The following is a 22,675-nucleotide window of genomic DNA, read 5'->3' as shown; positions in this document are numbered from 1 at the left end:
TCGAGAGGTGGTTCTGGTTATGACATGGCGTAGTCGACCCTCCGCCGGAGCACGATCCGGCATCCTCCGCGCATCCAGTCTGCTGTTGGCCGCGACGGCGATGCTCGCCGCGTTCATGGCCGCACCGTCCGCGGCGGTCGCGGCACCCGCGCCGAGCGGCGACGCGGCTGTCGCCGCCATCGGAGCCGAGCGGGCATCGGCGAGCTCCGCCGGCACGTTGAGCGTCACGACGTCGACGGCGGCCGCCGCCTCACCGGCGAAGGGCGGCGGTTTCTCGGTGATGTCGGGCTCCTGCCCGTACGCCGGGCAGTACGTCGACCCGTGGCTGATCGTGTTCCAGGGCTGCACCCTCACCGGCCAGCCGACGACCGCGGTCAGCGCCCGGTGCTCCAACGGGGCCACCCTGGGCCCCGTGCACGTGCCGCCCGGCGTCTACGACATCTATGTCGACTGCTACCCGGCGTTCTTCAGCTCGCTCGCGTTCATCTGATCGGCCCACCCGGCACGGATCCCGTTGCGGGATCCGTGCCGGCGGTGCCGGTCTCAGGGCAGCGCGTCCAGGTGCGGGCCGACCGTGTTGGCGAAGCGGTTGCCGTTCGTCACGTCCCAGTTGACCGACCAGATCATCGCGCCGCAGGACCGACAACGGTCGGCCGCGTCCGTCGACCGCGAGGTGGATCTTCGTGCTCGGCCCGCCCGCGGGATCGACCGATGCCCTAAAGGGCCGGGTGGACTCGGCCTGCGTGTTGGGGCTCAGCACATTGTCCAGTCCTCGACAGCCAGGACCAGTTCTTCAGCGCCGGCAGCCGAGATGCTGTGCCGTTCGGCGATATCCGCGAGCACTGCTTCTTCTCTGACGTCGACGTTGTCCTCGGTTGCCTGGTTGAACTCGGCGTTGAGCACATAGGCCTGCTCCGACGGCACCTGGCACTCATCAGGCTGCGACAGCTTGTCGCGAACGACGGCCTGATGCAGCCGGTAGGCCCGCCAGGACGCGGGGTCGCCATCGGCGGCGTCCGTCCAGCGCCCCTCGGACGCCCATTCGAACACCGCGTAGCTGGGCACCACCTCACGCCGGTCGTACGTGACAACGATTGACAACGCCTGCCACCCCTGCCCGCGATGGCTCTCCACGATCTGCGTCGCCACGTCGATGACCTGCCGACTGTCGACGGGAAAGACGCGTAGCTCGACCCGCAAGGCCAGACGGCGAGCGCCGGATCCCGAGCTGACGTCCCGACGCTCAAAGGTGTCGTAGACGGGTTGGCGCTGTCCAGGCGTCGGTAGGCGAGTCGGCTGTGCCGACGGCGTGGCCGGTTGGCTAGGTAGAGCGGTGGTGCGAGCCGGCTCAGGTGTTCGGATAGCTGGTGACGGCGTCGGTCCGGCGGCAGAGACAGTCGGAGCGGATTGAGAAGGTGATGCCTCGCCGATGATCAAACCGACAGCGGCAAGAGCGCTCACACCGACACAGCACATGAAGAGTCCACCAACGACTACCACTGACAGGACGATTCCCACCCTCACGCCCGCCCGAAGCTGGGCCCCCGGGACCACCGGCTGCACCGAGGGCCGCCCAGCAGACGGCGACGCGTCGACTCCGGGCGGGTGCTGAGCGGATGGCTCCAACGAATCGGGTGTCTGCTGCACGGCGTCTCCAGTGAGAGGGCGTACGACAATTGTCGTGACCGCCGCAGCCACATACGCTCCGCCGAACAGTGAGACAGTCACCCCCGCCGAACGACTCACTGGTCGTCGAACGTCTACCGCACAAAGCTCTACCAGCACGAAACCTGCGACTTCTACAGCCGCCGGTTCCACGCCTCCAGACTCCTCCTGCACGTATCGGCTACCGTGACCGCGGGGTTTTCGCCAGGCCACCCTCGTGGGGAACGAGGAGATTCGAACCCAGTAGAACCTCACGTCGAGCCTCGTCAAGGCTTGTCATTGCTTGTCAAAACCCCTTGTTACCATCCGTAACCAAATCGAGCTTGTCATTGATTGTCAAGAGCAGGCGTTGAGCTGCACAGACACGATCATGCAATGGTCGCTTCTTGTCACTGATTGTCAACGGCAGGCGGGGGTTTTCGGGGGGTAAACGGGGGCCGGCCGACAGGACAGCGCTGGGTTCCACCGCGCCCCGCTCCCCCACCATCGGGGGCGTGCCGTCACCAGGCGAGCGACATGCAGACCGCGAGCGAAGCCGACATCACTCGCCGGGTGAACGAATACGCCGGCCAAGTAGCAGCCGCCACGGGCAGCACCCTCGCCAATCCCGCCGCCAGCTCCGCGCCGTGCGAAACCCTCGCCCGCTTCCGCGACCAATGGCGCTCCCAAGGGTGGACCATTACCGAGGACCGCACTTTCCCCAACGGCAGCGAGGGCACAATCACCGCCACGACCACCCCTGACGACTACTCCCTCACCGTGAGTGGCACCAGAAACCCGACAGCCCTCCTGCTCCTGGTCCACTCCGCCTGCTACAAGTCCGCCGAACCGCTCTGACGCCACCGCCGCGCAGCGGGCAAGCGCTGACTGTCGTCGTGACGCCCACAAGCCCTGTGCAGGTCGTCCGGCCTCGTCTGTCAGCGTTCGCGACATCGGGCGATTGTCCGCGCCTCGGCACGACGCCCGCCAACTCCGCCGACGCCTTGCCGAGCTAGACGCACAGTGGTGACCCCCTTCATGAAACCCATAGGGACACCCCCGGGTGCCCGGAACTGGCCACCCTGCCCGCACCGGACGGCGACGTCATCGGGACGTGCCCGAGAGGTGGACCCCGAGACCAGCCAGCAACAGGCTGATCAGGCTGGCACCGGCGCGTACCGAGTTCCACCACGTCCAGGCGGACGAGTAGGAAGCCCACATCCGGACCGCCTCCGCAGGATCGGTAGGCACGCCTGCGGCGTCGAGCGTCTCGTTCATCGGCACGTTAACGACCACCGTCGGGATGAACGCGCCCACCAGGTACACCCCCGCGGCCACCAGGAACAGCACACCCGCAGACCGCTTCCCGAGGATCAACAGGAACACACCGGTCACCGTGGCGGCGACGAGCGGGCCGAAGAACGTGACGAAGAACAGCGGATTCTGGATCCTCTGGTTGATGCTCGTCATGGCCCGGATCGCGGTGCCGGCGTCGGCGGCGTTCAGACCGGGCATCACCGCCACCGAAAAGGCGTAGTACACACCGGTGATCGCACCCGTCACCGCCAGGGTCGCCGCCGCCGACCAGGCGGCCAGGGTGGCGTTCATGCCCAGTCTCCACCGGGTGACGTGTCCCATGCACCAGCGGTGGCGGCGTCGCGGGCATAGTCGGTGAAGTCGCGCGGCCCGCGGCCCAGCGCCCGTTGCACACCATCGGCGAGCTGTGCGTTGCGGCCGTCCAACACCTTGCCGAACAGCTCGGTCAGCACCGCCGCGAGCTCCGCCGGCACGTCGTACCCGGCCATCACGGCGGCGTACTCCTCGGGCGAAACCGATCGGTAGCGGATCTCCCGCCCGAGCGCGTTGCCGATCTCCGACGTCGCCTCGGCGAAGGTGAGAAGCCGCGGGCCGGTCACCTCGTAGAGCCGCCCCGCATGCCCGTCGCCGGTCAGCGCCGCGACCACGATGTCAGCGATGTCGTCGGCGTCGACGAACGGCTCCGGCACGTTCCCGGCCGGGAGGATGACCTCGCCGCCGCGGATCGAGTCGGTCAGGAAGTCCTCGCTGAAGTTCTGGCTGAACCAGCTCGCCCGCACTATCGTCCAGTCCACTCCGGAGTCCTGGACCACCCGCTCGCTGAGTTTGGCCTCCTCCTCGCCCCGGCCGGACAGCAGAACCATCCGTTCGATCCCGCCGGACACCGCTTGTTCGGTGAACGAGCGGATCGTCGCGAGGGCGTCCGGCGCGACCAGGTCCGGGTAGTACACCAGGTAGACCGACGAAACCCCGTCCAGTACGGGCGCCCAGGTGCGCTGGTCGGTCCAGTCGAACGGCGGCTCGCCGACGCGGGAGCCGACCCGCACCGGCCGGCCGAGTTCGGCGAGCCGGTCCACCACCCGCCGGCCGGTCTTGCCGGTGCCGCCCAGTACGAGGATTGGCTGCTCATCAACGTTCTTTGTCATGCCAACCAGTCAAGTCGAGGGCGAGCGCACCGGGAATGGGCGAGACTCTCGATCGCATGTCCCGGCGTCTCGACCGCCCACGTCACAGGGCTAACCTGAGCGCATGGATGCGCTCGCGGGGCTGCTGAACGGGCCGAGGGCGCGTGGTGCGTTCCTGATGCGGTCGGTGTTCGACCCGCCCTGGTCGGTACGGATCCAGGATCGCGCGCCCCTCACCCTGGTCACCATGCTGCGCGGCACGGCGTGGGTGGTGCCGGACCGGGGTGCTCCGGTGCCGCTGCAACCCGGCGATGTCGCGATCATCCGTGGCCCGGAGCCGTACACGATCGCCGACGACCCCGCCACGGCACCGCAGGCAGTGATCCATCCCGGAGAGCGCACCACCACGCCCGCCGGGGACGAGTTGTGCGAAATGATGGACCTGGGTATCCGGACCTGGGGCGAACGCGCTGACGGAACCGCGGTGCTGCTCAATGGCACGTACCAGTTGCAGGGCGAGGTCAGCCAACGGCTGCTGCGGGTCCTGCCACATCTCCTGGTGCTGCCGGCCGGTGCACTGGACAGCCCGCTCATCCCGTTGCTCAGCGACGAGATGACCAAGGACGAGCCGGGGCAGGAGGTGGTCCTGGACCGCCTGCTCGACCTACTGCTCATCGCCGCACTCCGGGCCTGGTTCTCCCGGCCGGAGGCGGCGGCGCCCGCCTGGTACCGAGCGCACGCCGATCCGGTGGTCGGCAGGGCGTTGCGGCTGCTGCACGACCAGCCGGCAAAGCCCTGGACGGTGGCCACCCTCGCGGCCGGCACCGGTATCTCGCGGGCGGTGCTGGCCCGCCGGTTCACCGAACTGGTCGGCGAGCCTCCGATGGCGTACCTCACCAACTGGCGGCTCACGCTGGCCGCCGATCTGTTACGCGAACCGGACGCCACCGTCGGCGCGGTGGCCCGCCAGGTCGGCTACGGCAGCTCATTCGCACTCAGCGCGGCCTTCAAACGGGTACGCGGTCTCAGCCCGGCCGAACACCGGCAGGCCGTCGGGTCGCCTGATTTCACACCAGTGGGATGACCTCGTGGCCACCATACCGGTGACGAGGCGGCACGACCTGACCGACGCTCAGTGGGCGGCGCTTGTGCCGCTGCTTCCCAGGGGTAAGAGGCCGGTCGGCCGCCGAAGTGGAGTAAACGGCAGTTCATTGATGGGATCCGGTGGCGAGTGCGGGTGGGCTCGCCATGGCGGGACGTGCCTCAGTGCTACGGACCTTGGCAGACGGTCTACGGACTGTTCCGTCGCTGGCAACGCGCCGGGGTGTGGCAGCGGATCGTCGCCGGGCTGCAGACCCGCGCCGACGCGGCCGGTCTGATCGGCTGGGATGTCAGCGTCGACTCGACCATCGCGCGGGCGCATCAGCACGCCGCAGGCGCCCGCACCCAACCCGAGCGGCAGAAGGAACCACCCGGCGGAGTCGAGGACGAGCCCGCTGATCACGCCCTGGGCCGGTCGCGCGGCGGCTGGACCACGAAGGTGCACCTGGCCTGCGAGCAGGGCCGCAAACCCCTGGCGATGCTGGTGACCGGCGGGCAGCGCGGCGACAGCCCGCAGTTCAGCCGGGTCCTGGCCTGCATCCGGGTCCCTCGGGCAGGCGGCGGCCGACCCCGCACCCGACCCGATCGAGTCTTGGCGGACAAGGCATACAGCTCACGCGGCAACCCGGGCGGAACTACGCCGACGTGGCATCCCGGCGACCATCCCGATCAAGATCGACCAGGCCGCCAGCCGGCGCAGGAAAGGTGCGAAGGGCGGCCGGCCACCGACCATCGACCCCATCGCCTACCGCCAGCGTCACGCCGTCGAGTGCGGCATCAACCAGCTCAAACGCCACCGAGCTATGGCCACCAGATTCGACAAACTCGCTGTGCGCTACCAGGCCACGCTCCACGTCGCCGCGATCAACGAATGGCTCTGAAGGTGCCACCCGCTGGACTGCAAAACTTGCCTACCCTGAGGACCGTGAACAAGCGACAGCGAAAGAAACTCATCAATCGCCTGATGGAGGCGGTGCTCCGCGAAGACGCAGCGATCGCCAACGCCGCCCTGCGCGTCGGAGCGGACCCCAACGCGGCCGACCGAGAGGGCACGACCCCGCTCTACCAGGCTTCCGTGCACGGCGCGGTCGATCTCGTGCGGCTCCTTCTTGCCGCTGGCGCTGCGCCGGACACCGAAAGCGGGCACGGCCGGGAGGGCACGCCCCTCTGCGCTGCGGCGGCCTGGGGACATACCGACGTCGTGCAAGAACTTCTCGCCCACGACGCAGACCCGAACCTTCGCGAAGACCGAGGAACCGGCTACTCACCCCTGGACTGGGCGCTACGAGGCGACCACTCACAGACGGCCAATCTGCTCTTGGCCGCTGGCGCCTACTCCGCCGCCGCTGACATCTGAAACGCGCCCTAGTGCTGCCGCCGACACGTCGACTCTCACGCCACGCCAGACGAACGGTCGGCGCCCCTGGGCCGCCAATGAGCGTAGGGGTCCCGGATGGCGGCCCTGTGCGGGAATGCTCACCGGACGGGTCCTGCCGCGCACAGGCCATCTGAGCTGTGGCGTCCCGTATGAGGTTCCTTGGTCCCGATGGCGCAGACCGGGCACCGCTAACGGACTGGACCTCAATTGCGGTTGAGGTTTTAGGGTGTGGGTCATGCCAAGTGCCGAGATGGGAACGCGTTTATCCATGGGTCGCGATACTTTCGGCCACCAGGGATTCGGCGCGATGAGGTTGCGCGATGGAACCGCCGACGGCACCGACCGTGACCCGGTGGCGGTCGTCCACGCCGCCCTTGATGCGGGCGTCACGATGGTGGACACCGCAGATGCCTACCAGAATGAAGAGCTGGTCGGCCGGGCAATCCGAGGGCGCCGTGATGAGGTGCTGCTGGCCAGCAAATTCGGGTTGGTATGGCGAGGTGAACTCGCCGGTGGCTTCGACGTACGGGCTGACCGGTCGTACGTGCGGCAGGCGAGCGAGGCGAGCCTGCGACGGCTCGGTGTCGACGTCATCGACCTCTACTACCTGCACCATCGCAGTGAAACGGTCCCGATCGAGGAGACCGTCGAAGCCATGGCCGAACTGGTCAACCAGGGGAAGATACGCGCCCTTGGCCTGTCCAACGTGACGGCGGACGACCTACGCCGCGCACACGCCGTCCACCCGATCGCGGCGCTACAGGAGCAGTGGTCACTGGTGCAGAGCGACATCGAGCAGGAGCTGCTGCCTACCGCGGTTGACCTCGGGGTGGTCATCGTGGCCCACTCCCCAAACGGTCATGGACTCCTCCACCAGCCTCCGAGCACAGCCGACGAGCAAGTAGCGAGCGGCCTACGCGCCGCACTGGGCGAAATCGCCAGTAGACACGACACTACGAGCGGGCAAGTCGCACTGGCCTGGGTGCACCACCGGCAGCAGGCACACGGTGTGCCGGTCATCCCGATCCCGGGGACCACCAGCGTCCGCCACCTGCGTTCCAACGTCGCCGCGGCCGACCTAAGCCTGTCCGACGACGACCTGCGCCGGCTCGATACCCTCCGAGCTGCGTCGTGAACCGCACACCGTGTCCGGTAGCGGATCGTCTTACGGGGGCGGGTTGGACGGGCTTCATGCTCAACATCGCCAGGCTCCCAACTCACCGGGAACCCAGCCGCGCTATCGCCCACGCTGCCCCGGACTGAATGAGGATGCAGTCCAATGTCGGCATTGAACATCCGGTCATGCCGCAGACAACGCGCGGGGCGGCTTCGAACGCCGCTCGTAGCACCATCGCCGACTACGTGCGGTAACCGAGAGCAGCGACAGTCAACCCGTGTTGGGACAGGTTATTGCCGTCCCGGTGGAGCCGATCTCGTCTGCCATAGCCGCGAAGGTGTAGCGCAGCATGTGTACGCATCCTCAGCACCCGGATTCCTGCGGGCTGGGCCAGGTGCTTACGCGGGTGCGAGGCGGTTTGCCGGTCCATCCGCACGCCGTTGGGTTTATTCAGCTCGTCCGGCTTGGCAGCGAAGTGCGATGGGTGGCCAGGGCGGTGGCGGTTTCGACGGCTGACACGGGCACCCCGCTGCGCAAGCCGCACGCTGGAGCAACGGACGGACGAGAACGCTGCCGACGCCAGACGGCGCGTCATGCAGTCCGGCCGGCTGCTGCGGATGCGCGCCGACGCCGCCGGCCTCCTGGACGACTTCAGCCACCAGGTACGAACCCGCTACCCGCACCCCGTCGCCTACCGCTGGAGCAGGGCACAGGTCCTGCTCTCAAACGGCGCCGACGGGTCGGCGAACTACGCCATCCTGGAAACGGCCGAGGTCCTGCTCTGCTATTGCGCGCTCGAGGTCGAGGATCTGCCCGCCGCCATCGCCGACGCCCACGCCGACCTGACCACCCTCCTGCAACGGGCGTCGTTCCTCGCCGATCTTCCCCTCGTCCATGTCAATCGCATTCACTGGGACTCTCTCCGCAAGGTCGCACGGGTGGAGTTCGAGGAACTGACCGGAGACAACGTGCTGGTCCCGGTGCGGGAGCGGACCTACGGGTCTAGTGACCTGGAAGCCGGAAGCCTCTACCTGGCGACCGACGACGGCCGTCTGCATCTGCTTCGCCCGTTCCTTATCCGCCAGCGATGCGCGAAGTGCCGCGGCTGGGAGACCCTCCACATCGACAACTTGCCGCACATCGCCACCGTCCAGATCAAGAGTCTAGAACGCGGCCACACCATTCAGGATCCGCAACTGTGGGACGCCTTCGAGCATGTCGGGCTCGTCGAGCGGCCGGGCAGCTGAGCCCCAGCCGCCCGCCGGCGTTCCCTGAGACATGATCGATCCCTAGTCGACGACAACGAGAGCGGCAAGCGCACGCCACTGGGCGAAGGGCAGGCCGTCCTGCCAGTTGTCGGTCGTCGCCGTAGGCGTCGTCACCGGCGACCCATTAACAAGACAGTCCACCGGCCCACCGCGGTGCGATACCCAGCGCGTCAGCTGCGGTTTCGCCGAAGCCAACGCTGTCGGGCGGGCGTCCCGGCCACATCCGGTGACGTCCTGCCGAGAGATTGTCACTTGGGCCCATCCGGCGAATCTGCGAATGCACTGTCATCGGCATGACAGCGCACGGCTCCAGGCGCTACCAACGCGCGACAGCGGCAGATAAGGACCGTGCAGAGCGAGCGCTCCACCAGCTAGAGGGCGGAGATGGAGGTGGGAGCTCGTTCTTGCCGAGCTAGCGCGCGTATCACGTTCAGGGAGCCGTGTCGCCAGGCCGCGAGGCTGCTCAGCAGGTGGATTGTCGCTTCAGTCGCTGTCTGCGGCATCGGTGGGGTCGGCAAGCCGAGGCTGACTGCTAGGTCGTCGGTGTGCACGACCAGCTCCATGACCCGGGTCAGCAGGAAGTCGTCGACTTCCAGGCCCCAGTCGCCGAGGTCCACGATGCGGTCGGGCGGTTGCGCTGTCACCGTGGCACCCAGGTCGGTCAATGCCGTATCGACCGCGTCCGCCAGTTCCCTGGGGCTCGTCGCTGTAGCTGTCTGCTCGCTGCGGCGCCGGATGTCGATGTTGTCGGCACTGTCCATGCCTGAAGTCACCCAGGCGTTGCCGGTGAAGTGCTCCAGCACCGAGATCGCCGATTTTCCTGGTGGCGCGGCGAGGAGCGTCACGGTCTGAGTGACCTGGTTGGCCAGATGGCGGGCGAGGCCGCCGGTGGAGAAGTCCGGCAGGGCGCTGGGCGAGGACCATTGCTCGGCCAGTATCGGATTGCGCAACAGGGCTAGGGCGGCCTCGGCAGCATCCAGGAACGCGGGTCGGATCATCGAGTGCACGATATGGCCGCACAGGAATCGTTGTCATCCCCCGCACGAGTCAGCGAGGAGCGGCTCCCCCTTCCGGATCTGTGATCATCGGCATCCGAACACCGAGCCGCGCGTCGCTGGCAGACCATCCGTTAAGCAACGTCACCAATCGGAACGTCCGCCGGTCCTCCAGGCGTCACGAATGCCGATCAAGCGATCAGCGGGAGGCCAGCTACCCCGATGCAGCTCTGTACGACAAGTCGTACCGGAATCTGCACCGGAGCAAGTGGGCCGCACCCAGCCCCACTCGACTCAGGTCCGCCGATCGACGACAAGAGCAACACGGTCGGCCGGGCCGACTCCCGGCCCAGCCGACCGTGTTGCCCGCGTCTACACCCCTTCCCCGATGCCCAGTTGCACCTGGATCTCCTGCGCCCGTTCGGCCGCCGCGCTGGCGCCGTAGTGGCGAGGCATGTCCTCCGAGGTCCAGCCCAACAACAGCATCAGGTCACCGGTATTTCCGCCGGCACGCTTCCACTCGTGGGCGAAGTTATGCCGCCAGCGGTGGGCGTGCACATTCGCCACACCAGCGGCGAGACCCAACCGCTTCAGACGAATCTTGATGCCGTTGGCCGCCAACCTCCGGCCGCCACGGTCGGCGAGCCACAGATCCGGCAGCTCCGATCCCTTGTGCTTGACCCGCGCGCCTAGGTAGCGGCTGATGGCCCGGGCCGTCTTCGGCCCGAATCGGACCCGTCGGTCCTTGGCGCCCTTGCCGTGGTAGTGGACCGACTCCGTGTTGAGGTCGACGTCGTCGAGCAGCAGGTTGCCGACCTCCGACAGACGCGCTCCGGTGTTGTAGTACAGGCGGATGATCGCCTCGTCACGCAGGTGCGGGAAGGTCTTGCCCTTGCAGGCGTCGAGGAGCTTCTTCGTGTCCTCGTCGCGGATGATCGGGATCAGCTTCTGTGGCGTCTTGGGCTGTCGCACCCGGTCCATTGGAGAGCGGTCGATGTCCTCCTCGACCAGCAACCACTTGAAGAACTGCTGCAGACCTTTGTGCTTGTTCAACGCCGTCGACGCCGACCGGGTCTCGATCATCCACGCCTGAAACGCCTCCGCATGTCCCCGGGTCACCTCGGTGGGGTCCTCCGCGGCGTCGACGGCATCAGGGTCGGGCGAATGCTCGGCCAGGTAGCGGGCCAACTGCGCGGCGGCGAGGAGGTAGTTGTACCGCGTCGTCTCCGGGTAGTTGCCCGCCCGCAGCGTCCGGTCCCAGTCGCGCAGGTATCCCGCCCAGGTCGAGGACAGGTCGGTCGTGAGCTTGGTGAGGTCCAGTAGAGCCATGTCGGTCACCCGTCGAGTCAAGGGGTCGATAAGCGGCGTGCTCGACCTCGACGAACCACCATGAACACGAAAAAGAGGGTTCCCACAGGCTCTGACCTGTGGAAACCCTCTCGCTGTCGGGACGGCCGGATTCGAACCGACGACCCCTTGAACCCCAGTGAACTAGCGGGCCTACCGGCGTCTGCCGGACGGTACCGGCCCATGTCGAACATGCAGGTCAACGGACAAGCGACGGTCCGACCCACATCGAGCCTTACCGGGCCGTCCCGGGCCTTCCGTGAGACGGTTGTGAGATATCACGGCGGTCCCGGGCTTGGGAGAGGCGCTGGAGATCGTTAGCCAGCGCCTCTCGGCGGCTACGCAGCCGTCGACCCTAGGATCCCGACGGCATGCGGTCCGAAACCATGATCAGGGGCGGACGGGTGATTCCAGCACCACGAGCAGTTGGCCACCGCCACCGGAGAGAGATCCGCTATCGCGGAAGCGATGCGCGGCTCACCACGCACGGCAGGCAAACCCGATGGCGCGTGACATACGGTTCTGGCAGTCTGCCGAACATGCCCGACACCGCGCTCCCGCCGCGCAGCCTGCGCGAGCTGCGGGCGCTCGCCGCTTCGGGCGGGCGGGTCAAGTACCTGTTCTTTTGGGGGCATCAGCCCCAGTCGGACGGCGGCATCGGACCGGGCTGCCTGAGCCAATGGTGGCCGGCGCCGTTCGTCGTGGACTGGGTCCGGTACGCCACCGCTGAGCACTACATGATGATCGGCAAGGCACGTCTATCCGGCGACGATGCGATCGTCGCGCAGATGCTTACGGCATCGCACGCGGGTACGGTCAAGGCCCTGGGCCGGAAGGTCCGCGACTTCGACCAGGCCACCTGGAATACGCACTCCTTCGACCAGGTCGTCGCCGGCAACGTGGCCAAGTTCAGCCAGCACCCCGACCTCGGGCGGTACCTGTCACGTACGGGCAATCGGATCCTGGTGGAAGCCAGCCCGGTAGATCGAGTCTGGGGCATCGGCCTGTCCGCCACGGACCCACGCGCACTCGATCCCGCCCAATGGCGCGGCCGCAACCTTCTCGGCTTCGCGCTGATGCACGCCCGCGCGCAGCTTCCCAACGGATGAACCTCAAGGTCCGCGTACATCAGGGACGACTCGGCGCCGAACAGTTCCGCGTCATCCGTCCAGCCAAGCCGGTGACCGGCGCCGTACTGGGCGACAGCAACCCCTGGTTCGTTTTGGAACTCAACGCCGACGCCGCGTTCACCATCACGGGCCTGTGGATGCTGGCCGCCCGGTCACGCCACACGCTGATCCATCTACCGTTGCGGGGCAATACGCCACCGGAGCCATCCCTCGCCACCGTAGCCGTCGGTGAGCTCAATCTGGTACTCGGCCATCGCGACCTGCAGTTCGCCCCGAACCGGTGGAAGCAGCCACGCCATCGCTTGGGAGCTGGGGCGCAGCACACCATCGCCTGGAATCCGAACGACGTCCCCACCTGGGACGAGGTCCACGAACTCAACCGGCGAGCCCGCCGGTGTTCCTCCCACATAGACAGGTTCCACCAGCGCCTGCACACGCACACCGTGTTCATGGCCGGCAACGCTGTCGCGTTCCGGCGCACAGCCCGGTACGTCCTAGACATGGCGCTCTGGCGACCCGACCTCGGCCATCCCGACACCTACCACTCCGCGACAGTGCACCCCGCGGACGGGCATTTCGCCACCACCGGGCAAGGCATCTACCTCATCAGGTGGCGGTAACGGGCCGCCCGACCGCCGGCGCGCGCCGCCACACACCTGGTGCTGACCATGGGCGCTACAACCCGGCCGGGTGTGTGGACAGCCAGCCGCAATGCCGCTCGCGCAACGCGTCCCGTTCAGCCGACGAGGACAGGATCACGTCCATGCCGCCGTCGTAGGGGTGATACAGCCACCGCAGACCGACGTCGGCGATGATCGCGTTGGCGATCACATCATCGGCGACCTGCCGCAACAGCCCATCGAGACAGCCGGCCGACCACGCAAACTGGCTGGCATACAGGTGCATCCAGCTCTCGAAGCCCAGCTCGTCGTCCATGCAGACGCTCGTCCAGTACGTGGCATCCGGGTGCGCCGCCACGGTTTCCGGTGGCCGGCAGGGCTTCCGTGGCTTAGGTGTATCGGAGTAGCCCGCGGTGACGACCAGAAGTTCGGGATCGGTAACCAGTTCAGCGAGGACGGTGTTGTGCCTGGCCAGAACGACCGCGTACTCGTCCTCCGTGTCGGGAACGACCGCGTACTCGTCCTCCGTGTCGGGATAGCGCTTGGAGCCCGGCAGAGTGTGGAACCGCACCCACCGGTCCCGCACGGCTCGAAGTTCGTACGGCAGCTTCGAACAGCCCGGCCACCGCTCATCCCACAGCCGCGAAAGTGCGGCGGCGTCCACAGCGTTGCCGGCCATCGGCCCGTGCGGTCCCTCAACTTGACGTCCGTCGCCTTCAGGCATCCGCACAATCGATCCATTCGACTGTCGCGAACAGGTTGGGCCGGGCAACCACGAACGCCGCCTCAATTAGTGCGGACTCCCGCGCATCCTCGACGACCTGCTGCCACGGCTTGCCGAAGTCGAGTGGCTTGTCGAGCCGCTCGTGGTCGTTCCAGAACGTGCGACCGTCCGTGACTGCCCACAGCTGGAGGTACAGCACCGCCTGATCGTGGTCAGCCAGGTCATTGATGACGTCCACAAGCCGGGCAGACGGCCAGGCCCGCTGGATGCTGCCGGCCGTCGTCGGTAACGATGCCGTCAACGGAGGCAGGACCTCCTGCCGCGCTCCCAGCACCGTCAGCGCGTGACGGATCGCAACCGCCTCGGTCCAGTCCGGCCCGTCGCCGCTGCCGCGCTGCCGCCGGTATGCGTCCCGCAGCTTCGGCACCGCCTCTCGAAGGCCGAGCTCAGCGATAGCCAAAGCCGACCACTCCCGCACTGTCTCGTGCTCGCTGCTGAGCAGGTCGATCAGCGCGGGCCCCGCAGCGGCATCGCCGAGGTGCTCGAAGACCTCAATCGCGGACAACTGGCCGAATCGTTCCAGCGTTCCGACGGCGGCCGCCAACGGCTGAACCACATCGCCCCCGATCGAGATCAGCTCAGCCTTTGCGTCCTCGGCGATCTCGGACGAGTCGTCGTCCAGCAGCCTGATAAGCCGCCCGATCTCACCTACCACAAGCACGAAGCTTGCCGTACCGAGCGAACCAGCACCAGCGAGATTCCCTGCGCAGCGTTCAGGCGCAAACGTATCCACCCAGCCGCGGCCAACACCGACCTAACGAGCGCGAGCTACACGAACGGCTGCCTGTTCCCGCAACGAGCTCGGCAGCCGGCGCGCCCACCGTCGCCGTTCCGACCCGTCGATCGCCACCCGGGTACCGCAATAGCCGCCTTGTTGTTCGGTGGAGTCCTGTCGGCGGCGGGTGCGAGAATGCCGCGCAACCGATCTTGGGAGGTTACGTGGGGACCTGGGACAGCGGACCGTTCGACAACGACACCGCCGCTGACTGGTGTGGTGACCTCGACGACGCCGACGTGGCCGAGCGCCCGGTGCTGGTCCGCGAGGCGCTGAGCCGGGCTGCCGGCGAGGATAGCTACCTCGATGCCGACGTCGCTTGCGAGGCGATCGCCGCAGCCGCGATCGTGGCCGCGCAGGAGCCCGGCGGGCAACCGATCTCTTCCCCGTACGCGCCGGACTTCCTACGCGACGGCGGCCAGCTCGATCTGCCAGACGACCTGGCGGCATTCGCGGCAAGGGCCCTCGACCGGATCATGGCCGCGGACTCCGAATGGCGCGACCTCTGGCAGGACGCCGCCGCAGGGGACGCCAACCCAGCCTTCGACGCCGTCCGCAACCTGCGCAGAGTCCTGACGGCGTAGGGACGGCTGGTGGCAGCGTCCGGCGGCACGCCGCCATCGCTGCCGAAGGGGCCGAGGGCTTGGGGACGGGTATGGGTATGCCATGGCGTCGCAGCGCGGATGAGTTCACGCGGATCCTGCGCAAACACGGTCAGGAGCCGACAGCCGTGACCGACGTTGCGGCGGCGTGGCGAGCGTTCCGTGAGTTCCTTGACGTGGAGATCGAGGGTCTCGTCCCCGAGCCAGACGTCGACGGCTTCATCGTCCAATGGGGCCGCTACTCCTGGCAGGGAGGGCGACAATGCGTCTCATTCACCCGTCAGCTGGCGGTGCCGAGCGGCAGTGGCGATCCGCAGCCGGACTACTGGCAGGTGGACCTCACGTTGGTCTTCGACGATGCAGCCGGTCTGGCCGTTCTGGAAAGCGGCCACCAGTCGGACACCGGATTCTACTTCCGACCCGTCGGCCCGCAGCGTGACGACGCGGTCGTTGAGGCCGGGCGACACCTTCAGTTGGACGCCGCCCTGACCGTTAGGCCCGCCCACAGCAAGCTGTCCTTCGACCGCGTCTGCTGACCATTCCCGCCCGCGCTTTCCCTTACCCTCGTCTTCCTGCCTGCCGAAGTGAGCACGCGCGTCGATCGTCCCAGCGACCGTCGCCGCAGATCCCTTCGGCCTTGTCGACTGACGAATCCGCGCCGCAGAGGTATAGCCCTGGCGCGCCTCAGCGGCCGAGCTGCCGGTTGAGCTCTTCAAGCACATCGATAATCTCCAGTCGGCTGGCGCCGGCCGGCATGACACGCGTGGTGCCGTAGGCGAGCTCGACCAAAGCCGATCGCACGGCGGCGAGCTCGTCGGCGGTGACGTCCAGTTGATGCCAGGATGCGTTGGCCGCGGGGACGACCTCCTCGCGCAGCCGCACGGCAACCCCCGTGCCATATCGGCGTCCGCGCCCGTCCGAATCTCCCACTCGTCGTCGCCGAGGTCGTCCAGAGCCATGCCGAGGACGCCCGCCAACAGGTGGAGCATCTGCGGATCGCCGGCGAGTCGGACGCCGGTCGGAACGACCCGGACGGCGGTGCGAACAATCGGCACGTCGTCCAGACCGACGCAGCGCTCGCCCAACATGAACTGCACGTTCTGTCGCTGCCAGCCACGGGCCAATTGCAGGGCAGTCATGCCGTCGGCGCTGACCGCGTCGATGGCGGCGCCAGCCAGCAGCAGGGCCGCAATGACCCGTTGCTCGTCGCGTTCGACCGCGTGCATCAACGCCGTCCGCCCCCGCGCGTCGCGGGCGTTCATGTCGGCACCCGCCTGCAGGAGCACGTCCACCGCGGCGTAATTCGCCGCGCCGGGCCGCCACGACTATCACCGGGGTGTCGTCGGAACGCCGTTGGTCGGCGTCCGCACCGTGTGCGAGGAGAAGACGCAGCACCGCCGGGGCGACGGATCGCATCACCGCCTTGATGAGCGGTGCCTCCTCGCTCGGGCCGGTGGCCGCCCCCGCCTCCAGCAGGACCCGCAGCGTCGCAAAAGCTGCCGGCGTCGGACGGAACGCGGTGTGAGACACGGCCTCGGTCAGCACGCTCGACCTGCTGGCGGATTCCACCGTAAGCGCCCAGTGGGCGACGAGGGACTCCACAACCTCCGTGTGCGCCTCGAGTACGGCGGCGCGCAGCGGCGAGGGGGTGTAGGGATCGGCGTTACCGATGCGGGCGCCGGCGTCCATTAGCAGGCTCACGATCCCCCGCCGGCCGCCGCGCGCAGCCTCAGCCAGCACCGAACCTCGGAACCGGCCAACCGTGACGTTCGGGTCCGCGCCGTCGGCCAGCGCCTGCCCGACGGCGACCTCGTCACCAGCCTGCACCGCGTCGACCAGGCGCTGATCGGCAGCCTCGTTCATCGATCATCACCCGTCAGGTCAGCGAACGCACGCAGATGCAGCCGCGCCGCAGGGTTGCCGACGAACCAGGCGAAGAAGTCGCTGTCCGCATCAAGGCCAGCACGAACCGCGTCACACCAGTCCTGCCGATCAAGCACGGCCAGATACTGCTGCAAAAGGTGGTCTCGCTGTTCATCGGTGCATCCGGATCGCTGCGGAGTCTTGTCCGCCAATTGGTCGGCAATCACCGCAGCGTCGACGTACCTGTTCGCGGTTGGCGCCTGCCGGCCCAGATGAGCCGCATGCGCGGCGAGGACATGAGGTGCCGGCGGATAGTGCTCGAGGGTCATGCCCATGCCACCGCAATCAGCCATGACCTTCAACAGTCGACCGGTGTGATCGACCAGGTCATCGTCGGCCTCGGTCCCGGTGATCGCTTCGTGCAGGTGAGCTGCAGTGGCGACCTTGCCGGCAAAGTAGCCGTTGAGGAAATCACCGTCGCAGGCGTGGCGCAGCAGCCATCGACGCGAAGCGTCTGCCACGTGCCGGCAGAGCGCCTCGATGACGTAGACCCGTCCCCAACCAGCAACACGCTGGGCCAGCCACAACAACGCATGTTCGCCTCCGCGGCGACGTCGCAGCGCCTCGGCGGCCAACGGCCCGAACCTGTCCGACAGCAGGCCGATGGTCTGGATCAGCGGGATGTCCTCCTCCGCCCAATCCGTGGCAATCAGGGCCAACCCAACAGTGGCCGAGCATCGATCAGTGCTGTGCCGCACCAGCCACCGGCCGGTCTGCCGCACCCGCTGCCGGTCGGCGCGCAGCGCCGCTGCAGCGATGTGCTCGTTGTGATGGATCGGGACGTCAGCCTGGCAGAACGCGTCGGCGAGTTCGCTCGGTTGCGCATCGGCCTTGCCGAAGTGCATGTCGAGGACGGCGGCAACGTCGACGCCGCGGAGGCGCTGATCTTTCCGGGTCTGCGGACGCTGCCGCCGGCAGCGGTGGAGTTCGTCGTCCGGATACGGCTCGCCATCACGCGGCAGGGGCGAGTCCGGATCTTGCTGATGCAGGCGCAGGGCGTGTTCGAACAGGGCGGTCTGGGGTCCAAGCGATCCAGGCTCGGTCGCCACGCTCACCAGCGGACGGAGGGCTCGATTCTCTCGATCATGGCCGGGATGATGCCAGCCCGGACCGACCACGGCAAGTGATTAGGCGCTACGCCGAAACCGTGAAGTGGCTACCGAGCCATGCGCGGCACTCGGCCGGCTTTGTCCCACTACCCCACTTCATCGATCGCTTAGCCTAGACACCGCCCTTCCCGGCATCACCGCTACCGCGTATGGCGGTGCCACCGCACTCGTGGCACCTCTTGGTGATCGAGCCACTACTCAAAGTGTCGGCCTTGCGACAGCGCCGATCCCTTTTTGTCGTATCGACAAAAAGCTATGGTCGAGCAGTGCCCGATGACACCTGGGAACCACCCCTGATCATGCTCGCTGTCGATCTCGTGATCCTCACTCTGCGCGGTGGTCGTCTAAACCTGCTTCTCGTGCGGCGCGGTGTTGAGCCGTTCGTCGGGCGGGCAGCGCTGCCTGGTGGGTTCCTCGCCGATGAGCGCGAGGACATCCTCAGCGCCGCCCGCCGGGAGCTGCGGGAGGAGGCAGGGCTCACCGACATCCCGCACCTGGAGCAGCTCGGTACATACGGCGACCCCGACCGTGACCCTCGTGGACGCGTGGTCTCCGTCGCCCACCTCGCCGTCGTACCGCGCCTTCCCGAGCCCATCGCCGGAACCGACGCCGCGGCCGCCGAGTGGACGCCGGTCGACGATGTACTGGCCGCGCGGGTACCGCTCGCCTTCGACCACTTGCGCATCGTCGTCGACGGGGTGGAGCGCGCTCGCTCCAAACTGGAGCACACGGACCTGGCGACGGCCTTCTGCCCGGAGGTCTTCACCCTCACGGAGCTACAGCAGGTCTACGAGGCCGTCTGGGGCACGCCGCTCGATCCCCGCAACTTCTACCGCAAGGTCCAGGGCACGAAGGGCTTCGTGGTCCCCGCCGGTCCGCCCCGCGCCACGGGCACCGGCCGCCCGGCCCGCGTCTACCGCGCTGGTCCGCGCCGGAACCTCTACCCACCCATGATCCGCACGGTTCCGACCGTCGCAGCCGGAGGAGACGAGAGATGACCAGACCCGTGGTCGTGCTCACCGCACTGGACCTCGAGTACAACGCAGTCCGCGAACGTCTCACGAAAGTCGAACCGCACGTACATCCGATGGGCACGCGCTTCGAGCGTGGCACCGTGACCGGAGGCTCCTGTGAAATCGTTCTCGGCCTTGTCGGCAAGGGCAACCACCCCTCCGCCGTCATCGCCGAGCGCGCCATGACCGAGTTCGACCCGGAAGCGGTCATTTTCGCCGGCGTGGCCGGGGCGCTCTGGCCCTCCGTCGGCCTCGGCGACGTCGTCGTGGCCACCCACGTGTACGCCTATCACGGCGGCACTAGCGAGAGCGACGCTTTTCGCACCCGGCCTCGCGTGTGGGAGATCCCCCATGCCTGTGATCAGCTCGCCCGGCATCTTGAGCGGGAGCGAGGCTGGGCGCGGGGCCTCGCCGGAGGAGTGCCCAAGGTGCGGTTCGGCCCAATCGCCGCCGGGGAGGTCGTCCTCGACTCGGCGTCCTCGCCTGAGGCGGCGCGCATTCGTGATCATTACAACGACGCGTTGGCGGTGGAGATGGAGTCGGCCGGGGTCGCCCAGGCCGCCCACCTGAACCGCTCTCTGCCGGCCGTCGTCGTCCGTGGCATCAGCGACCGTGCCGACGGGACCAAGGTCGTCACCGACGGCGATAACTGGCAGCTGCGGGCCGCCGCCAACGCCGCGGCCTTCGCCCTCGCGCTCGCTCAGGAGCTCGGGGCGCAGTATGGCTCCTCCTCTCGCCGCCCTCGGAAAGAAGCAGGTGATGCGTCGATGTCCGGCTCAGTCAGAAACGTCGCCAAGGGCAACGCTCACGTCGGATTTCAAGCACACACCGTTCACCACGCGACCGTCTACGGCGGGCCGGGCGGTGCGGGCGGGGAGACATTCCACGACCAGCTCGCGGACTTGCGCGCCTCGCTCCGTAAGTTCCATGAGGCGGGTGACGTGGACGCGGTCACCTACCGCGCGGCGGAGCAGGAGCTGGACGCCGCCGCCGCCGACGTGCCCCCGGCCGACGACGAGGCACGGAGCCGCGCGACCACAGCTCTGCGGAAGCTGCGCGGCCTGCTGCTGGACTGGACGGACCTCGCCACACGGGTCACGGGGCTCATGTCGGCTCTGCGGGATCTGTCATGAGCGCCGGACCGCAGGAAAAGACGTTCACCAACGTCGCGGACGGTAAAGCCCACGTGGGCTTCCAGGCCCAGGAGGTCCACATCGAGGGCGGATACCACGTCAGCGACGACGACCCGCCGGAGCGGCAGTTCGAGGTCGGCCTCCGCTACCTGGAGATCAGCGCCCCGCCCGAGGCGAGAGAGCTAATCATGAAAGCGATCACCCGGGGCTACCAGAACTCCCGCGCCTACTTCTATCTGGCGCTCGCACTGTTGAGCCGCCGTACCCTGCAGAGCCTGACAGACCAGGAACTCGCGCAGCTGGCATACGTCCGCCGCTGGGCGGCGCAGCGCTCCGAAGATCCCTGGGCCCGGGGCATCAACGCCGTCGGCTCGCTGCTGGACTCGCTGCCGCAGACCACGGCGGAGACTCCCGACCCGGCCGCGATCGGTGTGGTGGTCAAGGAGTTCGAATCGCTCAACGCGCCCCTGCAGGAAAGCATCCTCAACCACCTTGAGGTCTTCTTGGCCGGCCCGCACCAGGACTGGACCTGGCAGAAGACGTTCGCGACCGCCCGGCGGGACAAGACGGCCAACGACCGGGTGGAGCGGGTCTGGAAGTTCTTCCAGCCCAAGCCGATCCCTCCCCGGCCGGTTCCGCCGCCCCCGATCCGTACCGAGGCGGCGGACTATCTACGCGCCCTCGGCGGCTCGGCACTGCTCCTCGTCACGGGCCTCGCGGTGGTCCAGTACGCCTGGGCCCACTCATGGCTTCGCTCAGCCGGCTACCTGATAGTGGCTCTTGGAGCCGTCGTCGTCGCGGTCCGGGCCGGATTCAGGATCAGGCTGGCTCGGCATCGACGCCGAGCAGCCCGCCAGCGTCTCACCTTCACACCCCGGCGTGCTCCCACACAGTCCGACCGGTTCGCTTCAGCGATGGACTCCCTGTTCGACCGCCACTTCGGCCGTTACCTGCCGCCGGACATAGCCCGGGAGACGTGGCTGGCAGAGACGGCGGGCATCCGGCAGACCCTCCGTAACGAGTTGGTCGAGCTATACCGGGAGCAACCGGTCGACGCCAAGCGTGTCGCCTGGCTAGTGAGATTCCTCGCCAGCGATGTCAAGCGGCAGTGGCTCAGCGGTGAGCTGACCGCGGATCCCGAGGACTCCCGAGTGCCATCCTCGACGCGGACCGCCTTCGGCACCGCGGTGTTCGCCCTGGTGGTTACCGGGCCGCTGCTGCTGTGGCAGGCCCTCGCCGAGGCGCCGTTCACGACGGTGATCGCGACGGCCGGAATCGTTGCCGGGACCCGGCTCGCCATCCAGGGCTGGCTCGCGATCCTCCTCGAGGGCCACCGCTACCGGGACGACATCGACCGGGTCCGGCACGACTACGAGGACCGGCGCGCGGCGTACGACCGGTGGGTGCGCAAGTTGGAATCGAAGCCGACCGACGCGGAGATGGCGCACTGGCTCGACTGCGACCGCAAGATCCTGGTCGAGGACACGCTGCGGCACTACCGCGTGGCCGCGCAGGACGTCATAGCGCACGCCTTCATCGAGGCGCCCGTGCCCGGGTGCAAGCGGGCCCGGGTCAGCAAGGGACCCTGGCGCTACTCACGATACAAACTTCTCCTCTTCCTGCTCACCAAGGACGGCGTCCGCCAGGTCACGGTCACCCTCGACTTCGAAACCATGGAACTCGGCGATCAGCAGCGTCTCACCTACCAGTACAACTCGGTCGTGGCGGCGCACGTCGTCGATGCCCGCAACGGCGAGAAAAAGCTCTCCCTTACCCTGACGAACAATCCCCGGGACGAGCTGACGATCACCGGTGAGTGGCCAGGCATGCCGGAACTCGGCGACGACGACCGCATCGCCTCCCAGGTCTCCCTGGACGCCTCGGGCCTCGAACGCACCCTGCACGTGCTGGAGGGCATCGCTGCCGAAGGCAAGGAATGGATCACCCACGAGAACCGCCGAGAACACGCCGGCCTCCGGCGGCTCGTCGCAGCGATGGAGGGCTGACAGATGCGGTGCTGCTCGGCGCGGGGGTCAGGGTCGGACAGCACTGCGGTTTGGGATGCGGCGGGGTCGTGCTCGGTGACACGGACGTCATCGATCCAACCTCGCTCAGGGGTCAGCCAGCTGGTACCTGCGGACCTGCTACGGACGTTAGTGCCGACGCCTGCCGAAGGGTTGGTGATATCGGCTAGCTGCCGGCCCGGCACCTAGCGCTGACCCAGGGTCCGGCCGCGAAGAGGCCGCCACACCACTGCCCCGACCGGGTTGCCCTCAGAACAGTAGAAGCGCGTCG

General features: G+C 67.7%; 22 protein-coding genes and 3 pseudogenes. 14 read left to right on the top strand and 11 right to left on the bottom strand.

Annotation, left to right across the window (positions count from 1 at the left end):
- Positions 1-19 precede the first annotated feature (19 nt).
- Positions 20-490, top strand: coding sequence for a hypothetical protein (locus OHB44_RS13615; RefSeq protein WP_330440913.1), 471 nt, complete (start codon positions 20-22; stop codon positions 488-490).
- Between the two features lie 143 nt (positions 491-633).
- Here OHB44_RS13615 and OHB44_RS33480 read toward each other — a convergent pair.
- Both OHB44_RS33480 and OHB44_RS13610 read right to left on the bottom strand, forming a co-directional pair.
- Positions 634-713: pseudogene (locus OHB44_RS33480) on the bottom strand (IS5-like element ISSoc13 family transposase); the annotation flags it as partial.
- Positions 714-753: 40 nt separating this feature from the next.
- Positions 754-1,149, bottom strand: a complete 396-nt coding sequence (locus OHB44_RS13610; protein WP_330440912.1) for a hypothetical protein — start codon at positions 1,147-1,149, stop codon at positions 754-756.
- 1,032 nt (positions 1,150-2,181) lie between these two features.
- Here OHB44_RS13610 and OHB44_RS13605 point away from each other — a divergent pair.
- On the top strand, positions 2,182-2,502 hold the full coding sequence (locus tag OHB44_RS13605) for a hypothetical protein (protein ID WP_330440911.1): 321 nt from the start codon (positions 2,182-2,184) through the stop codon (positions 2,500-2,502).
- Between the two features lie 246 nt (positions 2,503-2,748).
- Here the strand turns inward: OHB44_RS13605 and OHB44_RS13600 are convergent, their stop codons facing one another.
- Positions 2,749-3,252 (bottom strand): anthrone oxygenase family protein, encoded by a 504-nt coding sequence (locus tag OHB44_RS13600; protein WP_330440910.1) that lies wholly within the window; start codon positions 3,250-3,252, stop codon positions 2,749-2,751.
- Positions 3,249-4,106 carry an NAD(P)H-binding protein gene (locus tag OHB44_RS13595; protein ID WP_238687177.1) on the bottom strand — a complete coding sequence of 286 codons (858 nt, stop codon included), beginning with the start codon at positions 4,104-4,106 and terminating at the stop codon, positions 3,249-3,251. The genes OHB44_RS13600 and OHB44_RS13595 overlap by 4 nt, the downstream gene beginning before the upstream one ends.
- A 103-nt stretch (positions 4,107-4,209) precedes the next feature.
- On the opposite strand from OHB44_RS13595, the gene OHB44_RS13590 reads away from it, so the two are divergent.
- The 5 genes and pseudogenes from OHB44_RS13590 to OHB44_RS13570 all read left to right on the top strand — a co-directional run bounded on the left by OHB44_RS13590 (position 4,210) and on the right by OHB44_RS13570 (position 8,928).
- Positions 4,210-5,169 (top strand): AraC family transcriptional regulator, encoded by a 960-nt coding sequence (locus OHB44_RS13590; protein WP_330440909.1) that lies wholly within the window; start codon positions 4,210-4,212, stop codon positions 5,167-5,169.
- Positions 5,170-5,188: 19 nt separating this feature from the next.
- A pseudogene (locus OHB44_RS13585) lies at positions 5,189-6,067 on the top strand (IS5 family transposase).
- Positions 6,068-6,111: 44 nt separating this feature from the next.
- A complete protein-coding gene (locus OHB44_RS13580; RefSeq protein WP_238687175.1) occupies positions 6,112-6,543 on the top strand; it encodes an ankyrin repeat domain-containing protein in 432 nt (143 codons plus the stop codon).
- Between the two features lie 256 nt (positions 6,544-6,799).
- On the top strand, positions 6,800-7,699 hold the full coding sequence (locus tag OHB44_RS13575) for an aldo/keto reductase (protein ID WP_238687174.1): 900 nt from the start codon (positions 6,800-6,802) through the stop codon (positions 7,697-7,699).
- 575 nt (positions 7,700-8,274) lie between these two features.
- On the top strand, positions 8,275-8,928 hold the full coding sequence (locus OHB44_RS13570; RefSeq protein ID WP_238687173.1) for a hypothetical protein: 654 nt from the start codon (positions 8,275-8,277) through the stop codon (positions 8,926-8,928).
- A 392-nt stretch (positions 8,929-9,320) separates the two neighbouring features.
- Here the strand turns inward: OHB44_RS13570 and OHB44_RS13565 are convergent, their stop codons facing one another.
- Positions 9,321-9,947, bottom strand: coding sequence for a maleylpyruvate isomerase N-terminal domain-containing protein (locus OHB44_RS13565; protein ID WP_330440908.1), 627 nt, complete (start codon positions 9,945-9,947; stop codon positions 9,321-9,323).
- A gap of 369 nt (positions 9,948-10,316) precedes the next feature.
- A complete protein-coding gene (locus tag OHB44_RS13560) occupies positions 10,317-11,273 on the bottom strand; it encodes a tyrosine-type recombinase/integrase (protein WP_330440907.1) in 957 nt (318 codons plus the stop codon).
- Between the two features lie 557 nt (positions 11,274-11,830).
- On the opposite strand from OHB44_RS13560, the gene OHB44_RS13555 reads away from it, so the two are divergent.
- A complete protein-coding gene (locus OHB44_RS13555) occupies positions 11,831-12,400 on the top strand; it encodes an NADAR family protein (RefSeq protein ID WP_330440906.1) in 570 nt (189 codons plus the stop codon).
- Entirely contained in the window at positions 12,397-13,041 is a 645-nt protein-coding gene (locus OHB44_RS13550; protein ID WP_330440905.1) for a hypothetical protein, read from the top strand. The genes OHB44_RS13555 and OHB44_RS13550 overlap by 4 nt, the downstream gene beginning before the upstream one ends.
- A 55-nt stretch (positions 13,042-13,096) precedes the next feature.
- Here the strand turns inward: OHB44_RS13550 and OHB44_RS13545 are convergent, their stop codons facing one another.
- On the bottom strand, positions 13,097-13,720 hold the full coding sequence (locus OHB44_RS13545) for a DUF3885 domain-containing protein (RefSeq protein ID WP_330440904.1): 624 nt from the start codon (positions 13,718-13,720) through the stop codon (positions 13,097-13,099).
- A 37-nt stretch (positions 13,721-13,757) separates the two neighbouring features.
- Positions 13,758-14,486, bottom strand: a complete 729-nt coding sequence (locus tag OHB44_RS13540) for a HEAT repeat domain-containing protein (RefSeq protein WP_330440903.1) — start codon at positions 14,484-14,486, stop codon at positions 13,758-13,760.
- A gap of 278 nt (positions 14,487-14,764) precedes the next feature.
- On the opposite strand from OHB44_RS13540, the gene OHB44_RS13535 reads away from it, so the two are divergent.
- Both OHB44_RS13535 and OHB44_RS13530 read left to right on the top strand, forming a co-directional pair.
- Positions 14,765-15,184, top strand: coding sequence for a DUF4259 domain-containing protein (locus OHB44_RS13535; protein WP_330440902.1), 420 nt, complete (start codon positions 14,765-14,767; stop codon positions 15,182-15,184).
- A gap of 146 nt (positions 15,185-15,330) precedes the next feature.
- Positions 15,331-15,738 carry a hypothetical protein gene (locus tag OHB44_RS13530; RefSeq protein WP_330440901.1) on the top strand — a complete coding sequence of 136 codons (408 nt, stop codon included), beginning with the start codon at positions 15,331-15,333 and terminating at the stop codon, positions 15,736-15,738.
- Positions 15,739-15,886: 148 nt separating this feature from the next.
- Here the strand turns inward: OHB44_RS13530 and OHB44_RS13525 are convergent, their stop codons facing one another.
- The 3 genes and pseudogenes from OHB44_RS13525 to OHB44_RS13515 all read right to left on the bottom strand — a co-directional run bounded on the left by OHB44_RS13525 (position 15,887) and on the right by OHB44_RS13515 (position 18,180).
- Positions 15,887-16,084 carry a hypothetical protein gene (locus OHB44_RS13525; RefSeq protein WP_330440900.1) on the bottom strand — a complete coding sequence of 66 codons (198 nt, stop codon included), beginning with the start codon at positions 16,082-16,084 and terminating at the stop codon, positions 15,887-15,889.
- A gap of 260 nt (positions 16,085-16,344) precedes the next feature.
- A pseudogene (locus tag OHB44_RS33475) lies at positions 16,345-16,464 on the bottom strand (hypothetical protein); the annotation flags it as partial.
- 597 nt (positions 16,465-17,061) lie between these two features.
- The gene (locus tag OHB44_RS13515; RefSeq protein ID WP_330440898.1) at positions 17,062-18,180 is read right to left on the bottom strand and encodes a hypothetical protein; all 1,119 of its coding nucleotides are present in this window, start codon (positions 18,178-18,180) and stop codon (positions 17,062-17,064) included.
- A gap of 320 nt (positions 18,181-18,500) precedes the next feature.
- Here OHB44_RS13515 and OHB44_RS13510 point away from each other — a divergent pair, with 320 nt between their 5' ends.
- The 3 genes from OHB44_RS13510 to OHB44_RS13500 are packed head-to-tail and all read left to right on the top strand — an operon-like array spanning position 18,501 to position 22,386.
- Positions 18,501-19,232 (top strand): NUDIX hydrolase, encoded by a 732-nt coding sequence (locus OHB44_RS13510; RefSeq protein WP_330440897.1) that lies wholly within the window; start codon positions 18,501-18,503, stop codon positions 19,230-19,232.
- Positions 19,229-20,380, top strand: a complete 1,152-nt coding sequence (locus OHB44_RS13505; protein WP_330440896.1) for a 5'-methylthioadenosine/S-adenosylhomocysteine nucleosidase family protein — start codon at positions 19,229-19,231, stop codon at positions 20,378-20,380. The genes OHB44_RS13510 and OHB44_RS13505 overlap by 4 nt, the downstream gene beginning before the upstream one ends.
- Positions 20,377-22,386 carry a hypothetical protein gene (locus tag OHB44_RS13500; RefSeq protein ID WP_330440895.1) on the top strand — a complete coding sequence of 670 codons (2,010 nt, stop codon included), beginning with the start codon at positions 20,377-20,379 and terminating at the stop codon, positions 22,384-22,386. Before OHB44_RS13505 ends, OHB44_RS13500 begins: the two co-directional genes overlap by 4 nt.
- Positions 22,387-22,675 lie beyond the last annotated feature (289 nt).

This window comes from Micromonospora sp. NBC_00821, from assembly GCF_036347035.1.
Classification (GTDB): Bacteria; Actinomycetota; Actinomycetes; order Mycobacteriales; family Micromonosporaceae; genus Micromonospora; species Micromonospora hortensis.
This window is presented reverse-complemented; position numbering and strand designations above follow the sequence as displayed.

Excerpts from the sequence above, each read along its gene's own strand:
- OHB44_RS13615 (WP_330440913.1), top strand. The coding sequence starts at position 20 with ATGACATGGCGTAGTCGACCCTCCGCCGGAGCACGATCCGGCATCCTC.
- OHB44_RS13605 (WP_330440911.1), top strand. The coding sequence starts at position 2,182 with ATGCAGACCGCGAGCGAAGCCGACATCACTCGCCGGGTGAACGAATAC.
- OHB44_RS13600 (WP_330440910.1), bottom strand. The coding sequence starts at position 3,252 with ATGAACGCCACCCTGGCCGCCTGGTCGGCGGCGGCGACCCTGGCGGTG.
- OHB44_RS13595 (WP_238687177.1), bottom strand. The coding sequence starts at position 4,106 with ATGACAAAGAACGTTGATGAGCAGCCAATCCTCGTACTGGGCGGCACC.
- OHB44_RS13590 (WP_330440909.1), top strand. The coding sequence starts at position 4,210 with ATGGATGCGCTCGCGGGGCTGCTGAACGGGCCGAGGGCGCGTGGTGCG.
- OHB44_RS13575 (WP_238687174.1), top strand. The coding sequence starts at position 6,800 with ATGCCAAGTGCCGAGATGGGAACGCGTTTATCCATGGGTCGCGATACT.
- OHB44_RS13570 (WP_238687173.1), top strand. The coding sequence starts at position 8,275 with ATGCAGTCCGGCCGGCTGCTGCGGATGCGCGCCGACGCCGCCGGCCTC.
- OHB44_RS13565 (WP_330440908.1), bottom strand. The coding sequence starts at position 9,947 with ATGATCCGACCCGCGTTCCTGGATGCTGCCGAGGCCGCCCTAGCCCTG.
- OHB44_RS13560 (WP_330440907.1), bottom strand. The coding sequence starts at position 11,273 with ATGGCTCTACTGGACCTCACCAAGCTCACGACCGACCTGTCCTCGACC.
- OHB44_RS13555 (WP_330440906.1), top strand. The coding sequence starts at position 11,831 with ATGCCCGACACCGCGCTCCCGCCGCGCAGCCTGCGCGAGCTGCGGGCG.
- OHB44_RS13550 (WP_330440905.1), top strand. The coding sequence starts at position 12,397 with ATGAACCTCAAGGTCCGCGTACATCAGGGACGACTCGGCGCCGAACAG.
- OHB44_RS13545 (WP_330440904.1), bottom strand. The coding sequence starts at position 13,720 with ATGGCCGGCAACGCTGTGGACGCCGCCGCACTTTCGCGGCTGTGGGAT.
- OHB44_RS13505 (WP_330440896.1), top strand. The coding sequence starts at position 19,229 with ATGACCAGACCCGTGGTCGTGCTCACCGCACTGGACCTCGAGTACAAC.
- OHB44_RS13500 (WP_330440895.1), top strand. The coding sequence starts at position 20,377 with ATGAGCGCCGGACCGCAGGAAAAGACGTTCACCAACGTCGCGGACGGT.